This window comes from Algibacter sp., from assembly GCF_039977455.1.
Classification (GTDB): Bacteria; Bacteroidota; Bacteroidia; order Flavobacteriales; family Flavobacteriaceae; genus Algibacter_B.
On record NZ_JBDWDG010000004.1, the window covers coordinates 45,594 to 67,567 of the forward strand.

The following is a 21,974-nucleotide window of genomic DNA, read 5'->3' on the forward strand; positions in this document are numbered from 1 at the left end:
CAAGATTTCAGGAATCTTACAGGTTATGAAATTACAAAAAAAGGTTGCCTTTTTTAATAGACAACCTTTTAGTTATGTTTATGTTTTTTTAATCGCCGTCGGCATCAACGTAATCTACACTTATATTAAAGGCTTGCAGCATATCAACCTTTAATGATACCACTCCTAATTGCAATGCATCATAAGCTTCGGTCATTTTCGTATTATCAGTGTTAACTTGATAATAAAAATTATTATCCAAGAGATTAATTTTTTCCCTTGCATCGTCAAGCCTTGTATTTATTAGTGATGCTAAATCACCTCTATCCAATTCATTTAAGTAAGAACTAAAACTTTCTCCTTTTGCACTTGATGCATAGTAAGTTCCATTAAATGTATTTTGCACAGCCAATAAAGCTTCTAAAGCTAATGCCTTTGAAATTTCTTTATTATAAAACCCTTCAACTTTTTCTGGTAAAGGATTTGTAGAAAATACACCCGCTGGAATGCCAAATTTATTAGCTCGCAATCCCTTTTCAAAATAAAAAATAAAATCGTTAACAAACTTATTTACCGCACTTGTGGTTGTATTTGATGTTTGACTAACAAAGGTTGTACGATACGAGGATGTCCAATCGGTTAAAACCGTATTAGTTAAACTTTCCATTTGATTAACTACATCTGATAAATACGTTTTATATTTTTCATCTTCATATTTAGCTAAAATAGAGGCATCATTATCAGCAATGCCATATATCATATAATCAACTGCAGGAAAACCTACGGCATCATTATTATTAGCATGTGTTAAATCGTAAGTACCATTAGAAATATTAGTTTCAACATCGGTTGTAGAAACTGGGTAAATATTCATTTGAAACCCATACAAAAGTTCTTCAGCCATACCAATGTTAAACATTTCAACATGTTGCCAAACCTTATAAGCTTCTAACCAAGATGCTCTTAATACATCTAGATTTGTTTGATTTGCATCTGCTATAAAAGCATCTTTATCCGTTTTTAAAGTTTCTAATTTTAATGATAAATCTTGAAATGCTGGAATTATAATATCATCAGCCAAATTGGTTAACAAGGCACTTCGATTAAAATTATCCGTTACTGTAGGACTATCATCGGACGACGATGAACTACAAGCTACTAAAAGCGCTAGAACTACTGTTGCTAAAAAAACTTTTTTAATCATGTGTATTGTTTTAAATTAAAAACGGTTGCAAAAATAAGAATTATTAATTAGCCGCTGCTTCTGTTGTAAAACCAAATGTTGCAGAAATTTCGTTAGATATAGAATCCAAGGTTTCTGCTGAAACATCCCAAAAACCATTACCGTCCATTAGTTGAGCTAAATACCCATCTACTTCTGTTTTTGATAAATATGGTTCTGTTGAATTTGGTTGTCTTGTAAACTGAAGGCTGTAAATAAATCCGTAAGCCTCGGATAAACCATGAAATGCAGAAGCATCATCTACACCTAGTTTATTTTTCCCAGATTGTAAGTAATACACCGCCCTAACTGCTGGTATAACGGATATGTTTTCTTTGATAATTTCTGCTTGAGCATCACGAACGCTATATTCGCCAGCAACTATGGCAGCACGACCTAATTTAAAGGCATCGTATATGCTAGAAGCGATCCCTGCAAAGTCTTCATCGGCTTCAACACGGTCTAAATATTCACTTAAGAATTGATCAACATCTAAAACAGGATTTGTAGCATCTGCTTCATTACCGTAAAGATATCCAAAAGCTTCATCCCACTTATGCTCCATAGAGGTGTATGTTTTACCTGCTTCTAAAACGCCGTTATCATTATCTTCAATATTTGTTCCTGCGTCTAAAACCGCTGGACTTAAATAGTTGTTTAATATTTGATCGATCATTAACCCTCCAATTAAACCTTTAGCAAAAGCTTGATTATATTCTAAGCCTTTAGCATTTATATAACGGGTTGTTCCACCACCTGCTTGTTGTAAAGCGCCGGCAACTCCAACAGATGCCGTAACACTCCAACTAGGAAAAACAGTATTTACTTGTTCTTCAATCCAAGTATCAAAATCAGCTTTAATTTCATTTGCTTCTGTTGTATTTGCTGAAAAATAATCCGTTGAAGCCGCTAATTTACTTCGCACACTTTTATCTGAAGCATTTAAATCGGCATCGCTAAAATCGTTAGCTCCTGCAACATGAGCAAACATAGCGTCTATTGTTGCCTCTGTGTTAGTTTCTACTTTTAATGCAGATACCACTTCTTCCGCCATTAAAATTCTTGTGGTTTGACCACTATAACTTACTGTTGAATTACCTTCTCTTGTAAACTCGTAGGTTGAAGGTGCTGTAACTTTAGTTTCTACATTTCCGTCATCATCATTTGAACATGAGGTAATCACACTACCTAATACGAATAAACTTAGAACTATTTTTTTCATTTTAAATTAATTTGATGTTTTTATTTAGACTTATTATAAATAATACTTCAATTGAAGTCGCAAATATAAAACCCATTATTAATGTACGCAAAGTTTATTTAGATTAAATTTAAATAGACAGCTTAAAAACGAATTAACCCACTGTTTTTTAATAACTTAAATACCAAAAAAATTAATGATAATTTTTAAAAATCTTAGACGCCTCGTTATAGGCGCTTTCAAAACTAATAGCATTTAGACTATTGTTATGTTTTGCGGTAAAATAGGAAAGTAATTTCTCGGTTGGCATATTCCCTGTTAATTCATCGGTTGCCATTGGGCAACCTCCAAACCCCTGCACAGCGCCATCAAAACGATAACACCCCGCCTTGTAGGCAGCATCTACTTTCTCAAACCAAGACGTTGGTGTGGTATGCAAATGTGCCCCAAATTCTATATTTGGATATTTAGGAATTAAATTAGAGAATAAATAATGGATACTTTCTGGATTGGATGTACCAACCGTATCACTTAAGGATAAAATTTTAACACCCATGGTTGCTAACTTTTCGGTCCACTCGCCTACTATATCGACATTCCATGGATCTCCATAAGGGTTGCCAAATCCCATAGAGATATACACAACCACTTCCTTATTAGATGCATCTGCTACCTCCAAAATTTCCTGAAGTATATTAACAGATTCTGCAATAGTTTTATGCGTATTACGCATCTGAAAATTTTCGGATATGGAAAACGGATAGCCTAAAAAATCTATTTCCGGATGTTTACAAGCATCGTTAGCGCCTCTAGTATTAGCAATTATAGATAACAGCTTACTTGATGTTTTACTTAAATCTAATTGTGCTAGTACCTCAGCCGTATCTACCATTTGCGGGATGGCTTTTGGCGACACAAAACTTCCAAAATCGATAGTATCAAAACCTACACGCAATAACGATTGAATGTATTGCACCTTTTTAGCCGTGGGTATAAATTGCTTTATACCTTGCATAGCATCTCTAGGACATTCAATTATTTTTACTGGTTTTTTCATTATTTATTTACGAAATTCAATGGTTAAAAATACTATTATTTTTAAGAATGCAAGTTTTAAAATGGAAATACGACTTAATAATATACCACGCCCAATAAAAGCTAATTTTATGAGAACATTTATACTTCTACTTGTAATCTTAATAGTTAATGAACATCATACTTTTGGGCAGTCTATAGCTAATTATGATATTTCTGTCACTACAATTTGGAATACTACCGCACATACATCAGTACCCAATAATGCACATTGGTCGCCTTTGGTTGGTGCTACACACAAAAACCCTAATGATATTTTAGAATTTGGAGTTCCTGCTCCTCTAACTAACGGTATAAAAGATGTTGCCGAAATTGGTGTAAATACTAATTTTGAACATGAAATAAACACATTAATTACTGCCGGAAATGCCAATCAATACCTTGAACAAGGGTTTTCGCCTACAGCAGGAAATAATAGTAACGCTACAATAAATAACGTTTCGGTAAGTGAAGATTTCCCGTTAATTACCTTGGTCTCCATGGTGGCACCAAGTCCAGATTGGTTTATAGCCATTTCTAGTTTAAATCTACGTTCTGGAAATAACACTATAAATAACGGTTGGAAAGACACGTTTACTTTAGATGTTTTTGCTTACGATGCTGGTACCGATTCTGGAACAGATTACACATCGAATAATATGATTAGCAACCCAAGAGCACCGATTTCAATAATTTCGGGATTTCCTATTAACGGTAACCGAATGGCTAGTATAACGTTTAAATATAATACATCTACACTAAGTCTTGAGGACAGCAACGCTTTGGAACCTTTAAAAACATACCCAAATCCTATAAAAAACAATAAGCTTTATATAGAAAATACAGGATTAAATACAACTTATAAAATCACCAATTTATACGGTCGGCCTGTTTTATCGGGTAAAGTTTCAAATAAACCGGTAGATTGTAGTTCTTTAGCATCTGGTCCTTATCTCTTAATACTTACCAGAAATAATTATAGCGTTATAAAAAAGATAATTAAATAGCTGTCTATTTATTAAGGATGGCTTTATTTATTGATTTAATAAGGCTCGGTCCTTCGTAGATAAAGCCGGTATAAACTTGAACTAAATCTGCACCAGCATCAAGTTTTTCAAGCGCATCTTTTGCCGAATGAATACCACCAACTCCTATAATTGGGAAAGCTTTATTACTTTTTTCTGAAAGATACTTTATAACCTGAGTACTTTTGTCTTTTACCGGTTGGCCACTTAAACCACCATTTCCAATCTCCTCTAGCCTTTCTTTTGAAGCCTTTAATCCACTTCTATCGATTGAGGTGTTACTGGCTATAACACCATCTAAATTCGTTTCTTTTACTAAATCGATAATTTCGTCTAGCTGAATATTATTTAAATCTGGAGCTACTTTTAAAACTATTGGCTTTTGTTTACTAAACGTTTTATTGGCGTTTTGCACAGCGCCAATTAATTCTAGTAAATAATCTTTATCATTAAGTTTAGCATGACTGCCAACATTAGGACAACTTACATTCAACACAAAATAATCTACATAAGGATGCAGCGCGTTAAAACACGTTAAGTAATCTTTGGTGTAATCTTCTGGTTTGGTATCCGTGTTTTTACCAATATTTCCTCCAATAATAAGTTTACCTTTATTTTTTTTTAGCTGAACAATAGCCGCATCAAGACCTTCATTATTAAAACCCATACGATTAATAATCCCCTGATCATCTTTTAATCTAAATAATCGCTTTTTAGGATTTCCAGCTTGCCCCTTTGGGGTTACTGTTCCTATTTCAATAAAACCAAAACCAAAATTTGCAAGTTCGTTGTACAGCACAGCATTTTTATCGAAACCTGCTGCTAATCCTACTGGATTTTTAAAAGTAAGTCCTAGTAATTTTCGTTCTAACCTTTCGTCATCAACCACATATAAGCTTCTAAACAAACTTTTAAAACCTGGTATTTTAGAAGTAAATTTTACTAAATGGAATGTAAAATGATGAATTTTTTCAGGATCGAAAGCAAAAAACAGAGGGCGAAGTATTAGTTTGTACATCAATGGATTTATTTGAACGTATCTTCTTATTGCTAAAACACAAAATCAAGATAATTTCATGCAAAAATAAGTCGAAATCTTGTAAATAAAAAATTAGCCATCACGAAGTTATTCAAGCGTAATAATTGTAAATTAGTTGCTTGAAAAATAACTCTTTTTCTTACTAAAAATTCATGTTCATGATTTCAAAAACACACATTATAAAACGTTTTATAAGTTACGTTACTATTGATACAGAATCCGACCCAAAATCTAATTCGACTCCCAGTACTGAAAAGCAATGGGATTTGGCCAACAAACTTGCCGAAGAGCTTAAAGCCATTGGCATGCAAGATGTAAATATAGACGAGAATGCCTATATTATGGCCTCATTACCAAGTAATGTAGATTATGATGTGCCCACTATTGGTTTTATTTCTCATTTTGATACCTCGCCAGATTTTACAGGAGCAAATGTAAACCCACAGATTGTTGAGACCTACGATGGAAACGACATTGTTTTAAATGAAGCTGAAAACATCATTTTATCGCCTGATTACTTCGAAGATTTACTACAGTATAAAGGTCAAACTTTAATTACTACCGATGGCACTACGCTATTAGGTGCCGATGATAAAGCGGGTATTTGTGAAATAGTTTCGGCTATGGAATATTTAATTAAGCATCCAGAAATAAAACACGGCACTATTAAGGTTGGTTTTACGCCGGACGAAGAAATTGGTAGAGGCGCCCATAAATTTGATGTTGAAAAATTTGGAGCCGACTGGGCGTATACCATGGATGGAAGTCAGATTGGCGAATTAGAATACGAAAATTTTAATGCTGCCGGAGCCGTTGTAAAAATTAAAGGTAAAATTGTTCACCCTGGTTATGCCAAAGATAAAATGATAAACTCTATGTATATTGCTACCGAGTTTATTAATTCCTTACCACGCTTAGAAACCCCAGAACATACCGAGGGATATCAAGGTTTTTTCCATTTACATAACATAGAAGGTGATGTTGAAGCAACGACCTTACATTATATTATTCGCGATCATGATATGGAGCATTTTGAGGCGCGAAAAGAGGTTATGGTAAAACTTACTAACGAATTAAATACTCAATATGGCAGAGAAGTTATAACTACCGAAATTATAGACCAATACTATAATATGCGTGAAAAGGTTGAACCTGTAATGCATATTGTTGATATTGCCGAAGAAGCCATGAAACAACTAGATATTGAACCCTTAATTAAAGCCATTCGTGGTGGTACAGATGGTTCTCAATTGAGCTATAAGGGCTTACCTTGTCCTAATATTTTTGCTGGTGGACATAATTTTCATGGACGTTATGAGTATGTGCCTGTGGAAAGCATGATAAAAGCAACCGAGGTTATTTGTAAGATTGCAGAATTAACAGCTTTAAAGGGTATTAAGTAGTAATTTAAACATTTAATTTTTTTGGCAAACCTAGCTGATTTCATGTTAGTAAATATATTAAAGAATTCTGTTGAACTTGTTTTAGTATTAAAACATTTTCTTGTAGACGAAACCATAAATTCATTTTGAGAAAAACTCTGTTATTATTAATACTTGTACTGACTTCAAATTTAATTGAAGCACAGTTTATAAAACAAAAGTCGATAAATGCGCAAATTGGATACGGCATTAGTGTACCATATAATAGTATTGACAACATTGCTGACGATGGCTTTTTCGCGCAAGGAGAGTTAGTGCTAAAGGTTAAATCGTGGGTAGAATTTAAACCTTATGCCGGCTTTATTTTGACAAACTCAAATGGAAAAGACCTAAACAATAATCCTACTAACGAAAAAGCGGAAACAAAAGCCTTTTTACTTGGTGGAAAAGCAAGAGTACGTGCACCTATACCTTATGTGGCACCATACGTTGAAATAGGACTAGGAACTTCTATTGGTAAATTTGAAACATGGACAGCGTTTGATAATAGTACCAAAAGCGGAATTATTTATCACATTCCTTTTGCGTTTGGATTGGAATTAGGAAAAGAAAATAATGTTGATTTAGGATTTACATATTACTTTCAGCCCTCTGTTAAACAATTTGTTGGCGCATTTGCTTTTGGAATTTCATTTCCGTTAACGACTTAAAAATAACGTTTAACAAATACATCGTCCAAATCTCGGATCCTTACTCATATAAAGACTAACAAATAAACCATTCTTATGAAACTAAAACTATTATCATGCGATGCTCCAAGGCCAGATAAAAGAGCTATAGCCAAATGTATTGAGGAGATTTCATTAAGTATAGGTGCATCTTTATCAAATGAACTTACAGAAATTCTTTTAGAAGGCGACGTTGTAGGTATTGAAGTGAAGGATAAAAACTCAGGTTCTGCGTTAAGAGCTTTACGAAAATTAGATATAGATTATGAAATTTTAGAGTAAATTAAAGCCTAATAAAACGTACTTTTTCTCTTAATCTCATTTCAAATTATAATAGGTATAGAACAATTAAATTATCTTTGCCTTTTTAAAAAGCAAACATGCGCATAGATATCATAACTGTTTTACCCGAATTACTTAAAAGTCCGTTTGAAGCTTCTATTTTAAAACGCGCTATTGATGCCGGATTGGTAGAAGTCCATTTTCATAATTTAAGAGATTACACTTCAGATAATTATAAATCTATTGACGACACACAATTTGGTGGTGGCGCTGGTATGGTAATGATGGTGGAGCCTATTGATAAATGTATTTCGGCATTACAAGCAGAACGCAATTATGACGAAGTGATTTACATGACTCCCGATGGCGAAACTTTAAAGCAAGGTATTGCCAACCAATTATCCATGAAAGAAAACATTATTATTTTATGCGGACATTATAAAGGTGTAGACCAACGCGTTCGCGATCATTTTATAACACGTGAAATTTCTATTGGTGATTATGTGTTATCCGGTGGTGAGTTAGGAGCTGCAGTACTTTGCGATTCTATAATACGTTTAATTCCTGGAGTACTTGGAAATGAAACCTCTGCCCTTACCGATTCGTTTCAAGATGGTTTATTAGCACCTCCTATTTATACGAAACCTAGAGACTATAAAGGCTGGAAAGTACCCGAATTATTATTTGGAGGCAATTTACCGAAAATAGAAAAATGGCGCGAAGAACAAGCATATTTGCGCACTAAGGAGCGCAGACCAGATTTATTGGACGATTAAACCAAATAGAAAAATATGGATAATTTTCAAATTCAATTTGCTATTGCGGCTGCAATTAATGGTCTTGTACAACTTATTGTATTACTAGCATCGATAATTATGCTAGTAAAAAAAAGATGTATAGCAACCGTATTCTTGTTTACAGGAAGCTTGCTTAATACCATTGGTTATGTTGGCGGATACCTGTATAATATTATTGCAGCCCAAAAAGGAACAGAAACCTTGCTAGATGCACAGGTAACCCTTACCTTTTTTAATGCCTTTTCTTTTTTTGTTTTTGGAGTTGGATTTTTACTACTAGCTATAAATTATTTTAATAAAAATAGCATCGAAACTGTTAAGTAAGCACTTAATTCCCCCTTGTTATATACTGCGGCGTGTTAAGGATAGCAGCGGCATCCTTTATGTAAAGCATTTAATAGATTGAACTTAAATGAAAGCTTAGTGTTCATTATAAAAGTGAATTTGTAATAAATAAAAATAGCTTTATAGAAAGATATAGCGAATAGCCTGACTTTTTGCCTATACTAAACTTGAAATTTATGCTGTATTATCAAGCAAAAAGAAACACCAAAAAAAAACACAAATAAAACGTTGCGGATTCCTAATTAATAGTTATTTTTGCACCCAATTTCGGGTTAACCTCTGGCGAGAATCGTGAATGTTGTTCTGAATTAATAATAATTAAATTTAAAGATATGGAATCTTTAGTAAAATTTGTACAAGACGAGTTTGTAACAAGGAAAGATTTACCAGAATTTGCTGCTGGTGATACTATTACAGTATACTACGAAATTAAAGAGGGTAGTAAAACACGTACTCAGTTTTTTAGAGGAACGGTAATTCAAAGAAGAGGATCTGGAAGTTCAGAAACTTTTACAATTAGAAAAATGTCAGGATCTATTGGTGTAGAGCGTATCTTTCCAGTTAATTTACCTGCATTACAAAAAATAGAAGTTAACAAACGTGGTAAAGTACGTAGAGCACGTATATTCTACTTTAGAGGCCTTACAGGTAAAAAAGCTAGAATTACAGAGCGTAGACGTTAATAACAGTTTATCTGCATTAGCAGTATTTAAAAGCCTTGAGACCTCTCAAGGCTTTTTTTATTAACTATTGTTAATAACTACGGTTGATAACTAGTTGATATCTAAAACCTTAATAATTTGCTTTTATTGAATTGTGATCATATATTTACATATGAAAAAATGACAACCTTTTGGTTGGTTTCGCTTCAACAACGAATTTGCATAATTTTCTAAATAAGGTAACGTTCTTATAAAAATTGTTTTTGAGGTTTATTTATACCGCGTGTATACGTCAGTTTATAAAAAACCATGACATTATAAAAAGTAGCATTCGTACAAGCAGATGCAAACTAGTATAGTGGAAAGCTTAAAAAGCAGTAAAAACGAAAGTGATTATTGTAATGCAAGCAATGCTAATAACTGTTTTAACACGAAAGTGAATAATAGATTAATAGCATCAAGAAAACAATTACAGGAACATAGTAGTAATAGGTCAATACATTTTGAAAATTACGATTATGTTTCATTGAAATAACAAAAACTAGTACCAAAAAGGTTTAGATGAATATTTTAAACCCAACTAAGTAGAAATACTTATTAGGACTTGTAAAGTTATTTCTAAAAAGCCATATCAAAGGAGATTAACTTCTGCAGTGATATGGCTTTTGTTTTTTGTCAAATTAGCACTTACACTTCTCTATATTGCATTTACTCTAAAAGTTTTTATTTTCTTTATTTTCAACATAAAATTGGTCATATTAAAAGGTCATTTTTCGTATATTCGCTCGCGAAAACGTTATCGTACTACGTTTTCAAGACTTAACTAAATAATAATTAAAAAAAAAGCGACACCAATGTCTAGAATCATTTACACAAAAACTGATGAAGCTCCAGCTTTAGCAACACGCTCTTTATTACCTATTGTTCAAGCGTTTGCTAAATCGTCGGGTATTAATATTGAAACTAAAGACATCTCTTTAGCAGCACGAATTTTAGCTGTGTTTCCAGATTTTTTAAATGAAGATCAACGTGTTCCAGACGATTTAGCTATACTAGGTGACCTTGCAAAAAAGCCAGAAGCCAATATTGTTAAATTACCAAATATTAGTGCTTCTGTTCCGCAATTAAAAGCTGCTATTAAAGAATTACAGGACAAAGGGTTTAACATCCCTGATTACCCTACCGAAGCGGCAACTGATACCGAAAAAGATATTAAATCTCGTTACGACAAAATTAAAGGAAGTGCTGTAAACCCTGTTTTACGTGAAGGGAATAGTGATAGACGTGCACCTAAAGCTGTTAAGAATTATGCTAAGAGAAACCCACATTCTATGGGAGCTTGGACTAAGGATTCTAAAACACATGTAGCGACTATGAGCGAAGGCGACTTTGCTAATAACGAAAAATCTGTGACATTAAATGATGCTACTAGCATTACTATTGAACATATTGACGCTAACGGAAATACTACTGTTTTAAAAGATAGTTTTGCTTTACTTAAAGGTGAAATTATTGATGCTACCATAATGAGCAAAAAAGCATTACTAGAATTTTTAGAAGCGCAAGTCGAGGATGCTTTAGATAAAGGCGTATTGTTTTCATTACACATGAAAGCGACCATGATGAAAGTTAGTGATCCAATTATTTTTGGTCATGCAGTACGTGTTTTCTTTAAAGATTTATTTGAGAAACATGGAAATACCTTCAATGAAATTGGAGTTGATGTTAACAATGGTTTTGGAAACTTACTTGAAAAATTAAGTGAATTACCTGAAGATAAACGCGACGAAATAAGAAATGATATAAGATTTGCTTTAGATCATGGAGCCGATTTAGCCATGGTTAATTCTGACAAAGGAATTACCAACCTTCATGTACCTAGTGATGTTATTATTGATGCTTCCATGCCTGCCATGATTCGTACATCTGGTCAAATGTGGAATGCCGACGGCAACCTTCAAGATACAAAAGCAGTTATCCCGGATAGTAGTTATGCTGGTGTGTATGCCGCAACTATCGAATTCTGTAAAGAAAATGGTGCATTCGATCCTACAACCATGGGAACTGTTCCTAATGTTGGACTTATGGCTCAAAAAGCTGAAGAATATGGTTCTCATGATAAAACTTTCGAAATTCCATCAAATGGAACAGTTAAAGTTTTTGACGCCTCTGGTAACACCTTATTAGAACATACCGTTGAAGAGGGTGATATTTGGAGAATGTGCCAAACTAAAGATGCTCCTATTCAAGATTGGGTAAAATTAGCTGTAACACGTGCTAGAGCTTCTAAAATTCCTGCTATATTTTGGTTAGATGAAAATAGAGGGCATGATGTAGAAATTATTAAAAAAGTAAATACGTATTTAAAAGATCATGATACTTCTGGCTTAGACTTAAGAATCTTATCACCTATTGAAGCTACTAAATTTACGTGCGAAAGACTAAAAAAAGGCCTTGATACCATTTCGGTTTCCGGAAATGTTTTACGTGATTATTTAACAGATTTATTTCCAATCTTAGAAGTTGGAACTAGTGCAAAAATGTTATCTATCGTACCATTAATGAATGGTGGTGGATTATTTGAAACAGGTGCTGGTGGATCTGCTCCAAAACACGTACAACAGTTAGTTGAAGAAAACCACTTACGTTGGGATTCTTTAGGAGAATTTTTAGCCTTAGCCGTTTCTTTAGAACATTTTAGTCAAGTTAATAATAACGCAAAAGCTAAAGTTTTAGGGAAAACATTAGATGATGCTACCGATAAATTATTAGAAAACAGTAAAGGTCCATCAAGAAAGGCCGGAGAGTTAGATAACAGAGGTAGTCATTTTTATATTGCAATGTACTGGGCTCAGGAATTAGCAAATCAAAACGATGATGCCGAATTAAAAGCTGAGTTTACTCCTATTGCTAAACAATTAGCAGAAAACGAAAATACTATTGTGAAAGAGTTAAATGAAATTCAAGGTAAGCCTGCCGATATTGGAGGTTATTACGAACCTAACGAAGATTTAATAAACAATGTAATGAGACCTAGCAAAACATTTAATGCCATATTAGGTTAACAATTACTTCAATATAATTTTAAAAAAGCTCCTTTTAGGAGCTTTTTTTTATACTTTTATAAAAAAAGCTATTAAATGAAACCCTTCTTTTATTGGTGTATTTGTATATTAAGTTTTGCAATCATACCACTTAATGCCCAATCTAAATATACCTTAAGTGGAACCATTTCTGAAGAAAAAAGTAATGAAACATTAATTGGTGTAAACATTATTTTTCCTGAGATTTCTGCTGGAACAACAACCAACGAGTATGGATTCTACTCCATAACGGTTCCCGAAGGCACTTATAAAATTGTTATTAGCTACATAGGGTATTCTACAATTTCACAAACCATTACTTTAACAAAAGATATAACTAAAAACTTTAGTTTAATTGATACTCTAGAGAGTTTAGATGAAATTATAATTACCGAAAAAATCGAAAAACTTAATATTAGAACCCCACAAATGAGTGTTACAAAACTTACTTCGGGTACTATAAAAGATATACCCGTAGTTCTAGGCGAATCCGATATAATCAAAGCCATTACATTACTTCCAGGAGTTACTTCTGCTGGCGAGGGCGCATCTGGTTTTAACGTTCGTGGTGGTGCTGCGGATCAAAACTTAATTTTGTTAGACGAAGCAATAATTTATAACTCATCACATTTGTTTGGTTTCTTTTCCGTTTTTAATCCAGATGCTATTAAAGATTTAAAACTCTACAAAGGAGGTATTCCTGCGCGTTATGGTGGACGCGTTTCGTCAGTTCTAGATATTTATCAAAAGGAAGGGAACAGTAAAGAGTTTCATGTAAACGGTGGTATTGGTATTGTATCAAGTAGATTACTTGCTGAAGGCCCTATAAAAAAAGACAAAGGTTCTTTTCTTCTTGGTGGACGATCTAGTTATGCTCACTTATTTTTACCACTTTTCGATGTTGATAACAAAGCCTACTTTTACGACCTTAACACTAAACTGAGTTATAAATTAAACGATAATAATAACATTTATCTTTCTGGGTACTTTGGAAGAGATGTTTTTAAAATTGAAGATACTTTTGAAAACACCTACGGTAATTCGGTTATAAACTTCCGTTGGAATCATTTATTTTCTAATAAATTATTTTCAAACCTATCTTTAATTTATTCCGATTACTACTATAATTTAAGACTAAATTTTGTCGAATTTGATTGGGTTTCTGGAATTAAAAATTTAAACCTTAAGTATGATTTTAAACATTACCTAAGCAATAAAATCAAACTACAATATGGAATAAACAGTATTTATTACCGTTTTAACCCAGGTGAAATAAAACCAACGGTAGAGTCTTCTGGAATTAATCCTTTTAAATTAACTGACAAATACGCCTTTGAAAATGCCATTTATTTGGATGCCGAACATAAGGTTTCAGACAAACTGACTTTTTCATATGGATTACGAATTAGCAATTTTATACGCTTAGGGCAAGATGAATTAAATATTTATGAGGATGATCAAGCAGTTTTATTTAATGACGATTTTAAAATTTATGAAAAAGCAGAACCTATAGGAATAGCATATTATAAGCGCAGTAATGTTATCGAAAGTTTCCACAATTTTGAACCTAGAGCTTCACTATCCTACCAATTAAACGCCAAAAGCTCAATAAAAATGAGCTACAACCGTATGGCTCAATATATACATTTGCTTTCTAACACGAGTTCTCCTACTCCATTGGATATTTGGACCCCAAGTGGAAAATTTGTTAAACCACAGTTACTAGACCAATATGCCATAGGATATTTTAAAAATTTTAATGACACTACCTATTCATTAGAAATTGAAAGTTTCTATAAAAACGTTGAAAATAGAATTGATTACATTGACGGTGCCGATTTAATTGCTAATAATGCCATAGAGCAAGTCATTTTAAACGGAAAATCTAGAGCTTATGGTTTAGAAATCTTACTTAGAAAAAACGAAGGTCGATTTAAAGGATGGCTTGCATATACCTTGTCAAAATCGGAACAGCAAACTCCTGGTAGAACAGCTAATGAATTGGGAATAAACAACGGCTATTGGTACAATACAGCATTTGATAAAACCCATGACATTTCACTTACTAGCAGCTACCAATGGAATGATAAATGGAAAATTAGTAGTAATTTTTTATTCCAAACAGGGCAACCGGCAACATTTCCCAATAGCCAATACGACTATAATGGGTTAAATATTCCTAATTACAGCGATAGAAATTCAAACCGTCTGCCAGCATACCACAGGTTAGACATTGCTTTAAATTACACGCCAAAACCTAATAAACACAAAGGCTGGCAAGGTGAATGGGTCTTTGGTTTTTATAACATTTACAACCGAAGAAATGCAGCCTCTATTTCATTTGCAAAAAATGAAACAACTAGAGTTAATGAAGCCACTCGGTTATCGATTTTTGGTATTGTTCCATCAATTTCTTATAATTTTAAACTTTAAGGATATGCGAAAAATAGTTATTATATTCATACTTGGTTTACTAGTTACATCTTGTGAAGATGTTATTGATATCGATTTAAATACTGCCGAGCCTAGATTAGTCATTGATGCCTCTATACTTTGGATTAAAGATACAGCAGGAAGTAGCCAAATTATACATCTTACCTTAACAGCTCCTTATTTTAACGACACCATACCCGTAGCAACTGGGGCAACAGTAACCGTTACCGATTCAAAAAATACAGTATTTAATTTTATTGAAGATGGCTCTTCAGGACGCTATTTCAATGATACTTTTACACCTCTAAAAAACGAAGAATACACCTTAAACATACTCTATAAAAATGAAACTTATTTGGCCACAGAAACCATGACCTCAGTGGTACCTATCGATTATATTGAACAAAAAAATGATGGTGGTTTTTCAGGTGAAGACATAGAAATTAAAGCCTATTATACAGATCCTGAAAATGAAAAAAATTTTTATCTGTTCGACTTTTTTGTTGTAGATAGAGAAACAGCTTCTCTTGAAGTTTATGATGACGAATTTACCAATGGAAACGAAATTTTTGCCTTTTATTCCAATGAAGATTTAAAAACTGGCGACAACCTAATCATTAGAAATTCTGGGATTTCTGAACGGACCTATGAATTTTTTAATATCTTATTACAACAAACCGACGAAGATTCTGGGGATCCATTTCAAACACAACCTGCAACAGTTCGAGGAAACTGTGTAAATCAAACCAATCCCGATAACTACCCATTAGGCTATTTTAAAGTTTCTGAAGTCGATGTATTTACTTATGTTGTTCAATAAAATCATTTAAATCTATAGTAATTTCCACTATAGCCAACTAAATTTTTATGTATTTTTGAGCCATGAGCTTTATTAAAACCACCGAGCAAGATTCCAATCACAACCATTTAGAAAAAATGAGTGTTTCGGAATTACTAATTAACATCAATAAAGAAGATAAAACTGTTCCTAATGCTGTTGAGAAAGCACTACCACAAATAGAGACCTTGGTTCTTCAAATTGTGGAAAAGCTAAAAAATGGCGGGCGCTTATTCTATATGGGAGCTGGAACAAGTGGTAGACTTGGGGTTGTTGATGCATCAGAATGTCCTCCTACTTTTGGAGTATCCTACGATTTAGTTATTGGCTTAATTGCTGGCGGGGATTTAGCCATTAGAAAAGCTGTAGAAAATGCTGAAGACTCCAAAACTCAAGGTTGGAAGGATTTACAAGAACATCAAATAAATTCAAAAGATGTGGTAATTGGTATTGCTGCTTCAGGAACCACACCTTATGTTATTTCTGCTTTAGAAAAATGTAATGAAAATAATATTATTACAGGTTGTATTTCTTGTAATAAGAATAGTCCTCTTTCCAATGTTTCAAAATATCCTATTGATGTAGTTGTGGGTCCAGAATTCGTAACCGGTAGTTCGAGAATGAAAGCAGGAACAGCACAAAAATTGGTGCTTAATATGATTACCACTTCAACCATGATTCAATTAGGTCATGTAAAAGGTAATAAAATGGTAGATATGCAACTAAGCAATAACAAGCTGGTTGACAGAGGTGCTAGAATGATTATGAAAGAAATAAATGTTTCTGAAAGCGAAGCATTAGAATTATTAAACAAACACAAAAGCGTAAGAAACGCCATAAAACATTATAACGATGGAAGACCATAAAACAGATAAAACCGTATTATTTCAAGGAATAAAAACACTAATTTTTGCCGCACTAAGTTTATTAATGGGCCCCGTATTACTAAGTTTTGCTTTTAGTAAACCAGATGATAAACTTTACATTCCGCTTTTAGTAATTGGTTGCTTAATTTGTGCCTTTGCTATTTTTCTTATTTTTAAAGGAATCAAATTAATAATGAACAGCATGTTCAAAAAAAAATAACTTTATTTTCTATTGTCAGTTCGAGTGATTTTTTATAAAAATCGTATCGAGAACATTCTTTTTCCTAAAAATCAATCAAAAGTAACCTGTTTAGGTGTCGTTGGATTATATCCAAAATCAGAATCATTTATAACAATTCCTAAACTGTCAAAAATATAGTTTATAATGGCATAATGATGTATGGTATGGCTATTCGCTTGTGCTAATAATGCGCCATATGTATAAGGAATTTCTGTTTTTCCTAAACCTAAATCATCTACAACTATAACAATATCCGTTATATTTAAGGTTATATTTTCAAATTTATCAATTACAAAATTAAGGTATTCTCGTGCACAACAACAATCGGATTCCACAGCTTTATTTCTACTTCTAGCTGTTAAATCTATTTGATTTTTGGAATCGATATTAAAAATACAATCATAAAAATCTAAAATATGCCTAATATGCGTGCCTATACTTGAATAATATGGCGGTACAGAAGCATCACATAATTGTGAATTAGACAAGTTATCTAATAAAACTTGCGATTTTTGGAGAGTTTGTAAAGTAGATTCAACAATAACGTTCATGGACCCTAATTTAGTTAAAATAAATTTAATTAATCAAATGCCTCATTAGTCTTTTTTTTTCCATTTCCTTACAACTAAACATAAAAGACTGAATTTAAAATAGTTAAAAAAAATCATTACCTTGTTTTTAATAAAATTGCTGTTTAGCACCGCAATAAAACTCTAACTCTATATCTGGTTTGGTACGTGATTGTAATAAAACAAACGTTTATATTCCTTGTGTCTTAATAGTGTTTTGTTGTCTTTTTTTAAATGCACAGCATAGTCATAATACGTATTTAGAGCCCATAGTTCCTCAAAAACAATTTTCTTTTAAAACCCTTTCCATTAATGATGGTTTATCGCAAAATAGTGTTATCAGTATTGCACAAGATAGTATTGGGTATTTATGGTTGGCCACTCAAGATGGGTTAAACAAATATAATGGTAGAGATTTTAAACATTACAACAAACAGTTTGAAGATATAACCAGAGCTACTTTTAGCAGGCTGGGTAAAATATATTTTGACAAACAAAATAGACTATGGTTAATTACCCACTCTGGAAAACTAGAGCTTTACCAACCCCAAACCGATGACTTTAAACCTATAAAACTCCCGTTTGAAGTAAGTATCGTTTTTCAAGACCAAGATTTAAATTTATTTATTGGCTCTTATAATAAGGGGCTGTATAAAATTGATTCAAAATCTAAGGACACCCTTCAAATTTTTAAAAATGAAGAAGTACACAAAACTGTATACAATATCATTGAGCATGAAAACAGTGTTTATGTTGCTACCTCTGGCAATGTATATCGATTAAATAAAAATAACAGTTATAACAACATAAAAGTAACAACTACTAAACCAACAAACTTTAGCGTTTTAAAAACAAATGAAAAGAACGACATCTGGTTGGGATCCTTTGGCTCTGGTCTATTTTTTAAATCTAAAGACAGGGAGTCATTTACCCAATTTACAGCCCCAGATCTTCCCAAAAACTTAAATATTGAAGACTTATTAATTGATAGCAGAAATAGGCTATGGATTGCAACATACGGTAATGGTGTTTACCTCCTTGATTTTAGAACTAATAGTGTAAAAAACTTTAAGGCTAATAAAAACAATCCCTTTGCTATTCATTATAACGATATGCTCTGTTTATTCGAAGATGCTACTGGAATTATTTGGTTTGGATCCGATGGTACAGGTGCTAGTTATTACGATACGCACTTAATTAAATTTAATATTTTAACTAATAACCAAGTACCAAAAACGGTAAATGTCAACATGGTTAGATCTATAACCACTGATAGTCTCGATAATATTTGGATAGGAACTTCTGGAAAAGGTTTAACGGTTGTAAACCTAAAAACAGATACATATAAAACCTTTACAACAAAAAACACACCGTTAGCTAGTAATAGAATAATTAGCCTAAACTTTATAGAAAAAGATCTCTGGATTGGGCATCAGGGATATGGACTAAATATTATTGAAGGTAAGGGAAACTATAAATTCTATCCCGAAATTTCAGATTTTACAATTTGGCGTATCATTAAAGCAACTAACAACCAAGCTTGGTTATGTACAGAGCGTCATGGTGTTTTATTATTTGATAAAAACAAAGGCCTTTTGAAACAATACAACACCAACAACTCAAAATTAAAGTCCAACAATATAAGAGATTTAACTGTTGATAATAAAAATAATATATGGATTGGAACAGATGATAACGGCCTATACAAGCTTGACTCGAAAACAGACGTTATTAACAAAATAGACCTAATATCAAACAAAATAAAATCACTTTATAGCAACGGTAGTATACTTTGGGTAGGCACTTTTGGAAATGGATTAAAGAGATATAACACCATAAAAAATACGGTTACCATTTATTCTGAAAATGAAGGTTTACCTAACGATGTGATTTACGGTATTTTACCGGACAAACACCAAAAGAATTTATGGTTAAGTACAAACAATGGCTTAAGCCAATTAAAAACAATTAATGGTAAAGTCCAGTTCGAAAATTTTAGTACTTATGATGGCTTACAGGCTAAAGAATTTAATACAGGTGCTTATTATTTAGACAAAAAGGGCACTTTAATTTTTGGTGGCTTAGAAGGCATTAATTGGTTTCATCCTGGTCAATTAACTATTAATACAGTTAAACCAAAAACTATAATTTCTAAATTAGAAATATTTTCAAAACCCCGAGCCTTAACTCAAAATTTAGAATTAAAACATTCCGACAATACCATTACGTTTACCTTTTCTAGTCTACATTTTTCGCAACCGGAACGAAATGCCTTTAAATACAAACTCGTAAATCATGATAAAAACTGGATAGCTTCAGGAAACACTAATATAGCGCATTATACTAATTTACCGCCTAACACCTATACATTTCAAGTCATCTCAAGTAATTATGATGGCATATGGAATTACGAACCTGCTACATATTCATTTGTAATAAATAAACCTTGGTATTTAAGCAACTTAGCTATTAGTGCTTATATTATTTTGGGCATTCTTATAGCTTTTGCAGTTTATAAATATCTTAAATGGCGCTGGCTTATTAAAATGCAATTACAATTTGAACATAAAGAAACCGAACGCTTAAAACAATTAAACGACTTTAAAACTAAACTTTACACCAATATTTCTCATGAGTTTAGAACACCACTAACCTTAATAACCGGACCTATTGAAAAACAATTAGGCAATCCAAAACTATCTAAATCAGATAAAACAGAATTGGAGTTGGTACAACGAAACTCTAAACGGCTTTTAAACCTAGTAAACCAATTACTAGATTTATCTAAATTAGAAACTGGCAATTTAACCTTAACGGTAAGTCAAGGGAATTTGAGTGTTTTTTTAAAACAATTAGTAAAAGCATTTCAATTTAAAGCAAAAGAAAAAAATATTAATTTCTCATATAATATAGTTTCTATAGATAATGCCTGGTACGATAAGGACGTTATTGAAAAAATAATTACCAACTTATTAGCTAACGCAATAAAATATACCCCTAAGGACGGCATAATTAATTTTGATGTTTCTGTTCAAAAAGGACAAATTATTATTACAGTTATAAATAATGGTAATACTATAAAGACTGAAGAAATTGCTAAGCTTTTTCAAAGGTATTACCAAAACAATAAATCTTCAGGCGGTATTGGTATTGGCTTATCCTTAGTAAAGGAACTTATAGTACTATCGCATGGTAATATAGTTGCACATGCCTTAAACACAGACGACATCCAATTTACCGTTACGCTTCCAATAGAGCGTTCATTTTTTAATCCTTCTGAAATTGCTGAAGATAGCCTTCCTAACAAAAAAGAAACATCTAATTATTTCAATGTAAACAAACAAACAAAAACAGCTAATAAACCATTGATGTTAATTGTTGAAGATGATGAAGATATACGTATTTTTTTAAAATCAATATTTAAGGATTTATACATTATTGAAGAAGCTATACATGGCGAATCTGGAATTAAAAAAGCTATTAAAACAATACCTGACATTGTTATAAGTGATATTATGATGCCTAAAACAAATGGAATAGAATTGTGCAATACTTTAAAACAAGACGAGCGCACAAGCCATATTCCTATAATTTTATTAACCGCTAAAAGCGGAAATGAAAATGAAATTGAGGGGTTAAAAACTGGCGCAGATGATTATGTTGTTAAACCTTTTAACAACGAAACACTTAAAATTAAGGTTAAAAACCTTATTACATTAAGACAACAATTACAGCAACGCTATAGTACAAGTTTAGAACTAAAAGATATTGATACTACCTCAATTGAAGATAAATTTATAATTAAATTAAAAAACGTATTACAAGAAAATATTACAGATTCAACATTTACATCTACTGTATTCAGCGAAAAAATGTTGATGAGTCGTATGCAGCTTCATAGAAAGTTAAAAGCACTCACCGGACAATCAACCACGGAATTAATTAGAACTGAACGTTTAAAGCTTGGTAAAGAATTACTTCAAAAATCTGACCTATCTATTTCAGAAATAGGCTATCAAATTGGCTTCAACACACCGTCTTATTTTATTAAATGCTTTAAAGACAAGTATAAATGTACGCCTTCAGAATACGTATCAAACCACTAATATCATAGATTTTAAGCACATGTTACATTTGTAGTGCACTTTGTTACATATTTGACATTCATGCATATACTTTCCTTTTAATTTTACAATCAAGATGTCTTT

Annotated in this window: 18 protein-coding genes; 13 read left to right on the forward strand and 5 right to left on the reverse strand. The window is 32.5% G+C overall.

What is annotated here, in order from left to right:
* Window positions 1-88: 88 nt before the first annotated feature.
* The 3 genes from ABJM36_RS00485 to ABJM36_RS00495 form a co-directional block, all read right to left on the reverse strand.
* Window positions 89-1,183 carry an imelysin family protein gene (locus tag ABJM36_RS00485; RefSeq protein WP_348448051.1) on the reverse strand — a complete coding sequence of 365 codons (1,095 nt, stop codon included), beginning with the start codon at window positions 1,181-1,183 and terminating at the stop codon, window positions 89-91.
* Between the two features lie 43 nt (window positions 1,184-1,226).
* Window positions 1,227-2,423 (reverse strand): DUF4856 domain-containing protein, encoded by a 1,197-nt coding sequence (locus ABJM36_RS00490; protein ID WP_348448053.1) that lies wholly within the window; start codon window positions 2,421-2,423, stop codon window positions 1,227-1,229.
* A gap of 172 nt (window positions 2,424-2,595) precedes the next feature.
* On the reverse strand, window positions 2,596-3,459 hold the full coding sequence (locus ABJM36_RS00495; protein WP_348448055.1) for a hydroxymethylglutaryl-CoA lyase: 864 nt from the start codon (window positions 3,457-3,459) through the stop codon (window positions 2,596-2,598).
* A 109-nt stretch (window positions 3,460-3,568) separates the two neighbouring features.
* Here ABJM36_RS00495 and ABJM36_RS00500 point away from each other — a divergent pair, with 109 nt between their 5' ends.
* Window positions 3,569-4,483 carry a spondin domain-containing protein gene (locus ABJM36_RS00500; RefSeq protein ID WP_348448057.1) on the forward strand — a complete coding sequence of 305 codons (915 nt, stop codon included), beginning with the start codon at window positions 3,569-3,571 and terminating at the stop codon, window positions 4,481-4,483.
* Window positions 4,484-4,487: 4 nt separating this feature from the next.
* On the opposite strand, the gene ABJM36_RS00505 is transcribed toward ABJM36_RS00500, so the two are convergent.
* Window positions 4,488-5,519 carry a quinone-dependent dihydroorotate dehydrogenase gene (locus ABJM36_RS00505; protein WP_348448059.1) on the reverse strand — a complete coding sequence of 344 codons (1,032 nt, stop codon included), beginning with the start codon at window positions 5,517-5,519 and terminating at the stop codon, window positions 4,488-4,490.
* A gap of 179 nt (window positions 5,520-5,698) precedes the next feature.
* Between ABJM36_RS00505 and pepT the strand changes: the two genes are divergently transcribed.
* The 11 genes from pepT to ABJM36_RS00560 all read left to right on the forward strand — a co-directional run bounded on the left by pepT (window position 5,699) and on the right by ABJM36_RS00560 (window position 17,176).
* Window positions 5,699-6,943: a peptidase T gene (gene pepT, locus ABJM36_RS00510; RefSeq protein ID WP_348448061.1), complete on the forward strand. Its 1,245-nt coding sequence runs from the start codon at window positions 5,699-5,701 to the stop codon at window positions 6,941-6,943.
* Window positions 6,944-7,068: 125 nt separating this feature from the next.
* Window positions 7,069-7,632, forward strand: a complete 564-nt coding sequence (locus tag ABJM36_RS00515) for a hypothetical protein (protein WP_348448063.1) — start codon at window positions 7,069-7,071, stop codon at window positions 7,630-7,632.
* A 75-nt stretch (window positions 7,633-7,707) separates the two neighbouring features.
* Window positions 7,708-7,932 carry a hypothetical protein gene (locus ABJM36_RS00520; RefSeq protein WP_348448065.1) on the forward strand — a complete coding sequence of 75 codons (225 nt, stop codon included), beginning with the start codon at window positions 7,708-7,710 and terminating at the stop codon, window positions 7,930-7,932.
* A 98-nt stretch (window positions 7,933-8,030) separates the two neighbouring features.
* Window positions 8,031-8,708, forward strand: a complete 678-nt coding sequence (trmD, locus tag ABJM36_RS00525) for a tRNA (guanosine(37)-N1)-methyltransferase TrmD (protein ID WP_348448067.1) — start codon at window positions 8,031-8,033, stop codon at window positions 8,706-8,708.
* Between the two features lie 15 nt (window positions 8,709-8,723).
* Entirely contained in the window at window positions 8,724-9,053 is a 330-nt protein-coding gene (locus ABJM36_RS00530) for a hypothetical protein (protein ID WP_348448069.1), read from the forward strand.
* Between the two features lie 353 nt (window positions 9,054-9,406).
* Complete coding sequence (gene rplS / locus ABJM36_RS00535) at window positions 9,407-9,757, forward strand: 50S ribosomal protein L19 (RefSeq protein WP_348448071.1); 351 nt, start codon at window positions 9,407-9,409, stop codon at window positions 9,755-9,757.
* Between the two features lie 833 nt (window positions 9,758-10,590).
* Entirely contained in the window at window positions 10,591-12,801 is a 2,211-nt protein-coding gene (locus ABJM36_RS00540) for an NADP-dependent isocitrate dehydrogenase (RefSeq protein ID WP_348448073.1), read from the forward strand.
* Window positions 12,802-12,876: 75 nt separating this feature from the next.
* Window positions 12,877-15,252: a TonB-dependent receptor gene (locus tag ABJM36_RS00545; protein ID WP_348448075.1), complete on the forward strand. Its 2,376-nt coding sequence runs from the start codon at window positions 12,877-12,879 to the stop codon at window positions 15,250-15,252.
* A gap of 4 nt (window positions 15,253-15,256) precedes the next feature.
* Entirely contained in the window at window positions 15,257-16,072 is an 816-nt protein-coding gene (locus ABJM36_RS00550; protein WP_348448077.1) for a DUF4249 domain-containing protein, read from the forward strand.
* Window positions 16,073-16,134: 62 nt separating this feature from the next.
* Window positions 16,135-16,956: an N-acetylmuramic acid 6-phosphate etherase gene (murQ, locus tag ABJM36_RS00555; protein ID WP_348448079.1), complete on the forward strand. Its 822-nt coding sequence runs from the start codon at window positions 16,135-16,137 to the stop codon at window positions 16,954-16,956.
* Window positions 16,943-17,176 (forward strand): DUF6095 family protein, encoded by a 234-nt coding sequence (locus ABJM36_RS00560; protein WP_348448081.1) that lies wholly within the window; start codon window positions 16,943-16,945, stop codon window positions 17,174-17,176. Before murQ ends, ABJM36_RS00560 begins: the two co-directional genes overlap by 14 nt.
* Before the next feature lie 71 nt (window positions 17,177-17,247).
* Here ABJM36_RS00560 and ABJM36_RS00565 read toward each other — a convergent pair whose 3' ends face one another.
* Entirely contained in the window at window positions 17,248-17,748 is a 501-nt protein-coding gene (locus ABJM36_RS00565) for a hypothetical protein (RefSeq protein WP_348448083.1), read from the reverse strand.
* 230 nt (window positions 17,749-17,978) lie between these two features.
* Between ABJM36_RS00565 and ABJM36_RS00570 the strand changes: the two genes are divergently transcribed.
* The gene (locus tag ABJM36_RS00570) at window positions 17,979-21,872 is read left to right on the forward strand and encodes a two-component regulator propeller domain-containing protein (RefSeq protein WP_348448085.1); all 3,894 of its coding nucleotides are present in this window, start codon (window positions 17,979-17,981) and stop codon (window positions 21,870-21,872) included.
* The last annotated feature ends 102 nt before the right edge of the window (window positions 21,873-21,974 follow it).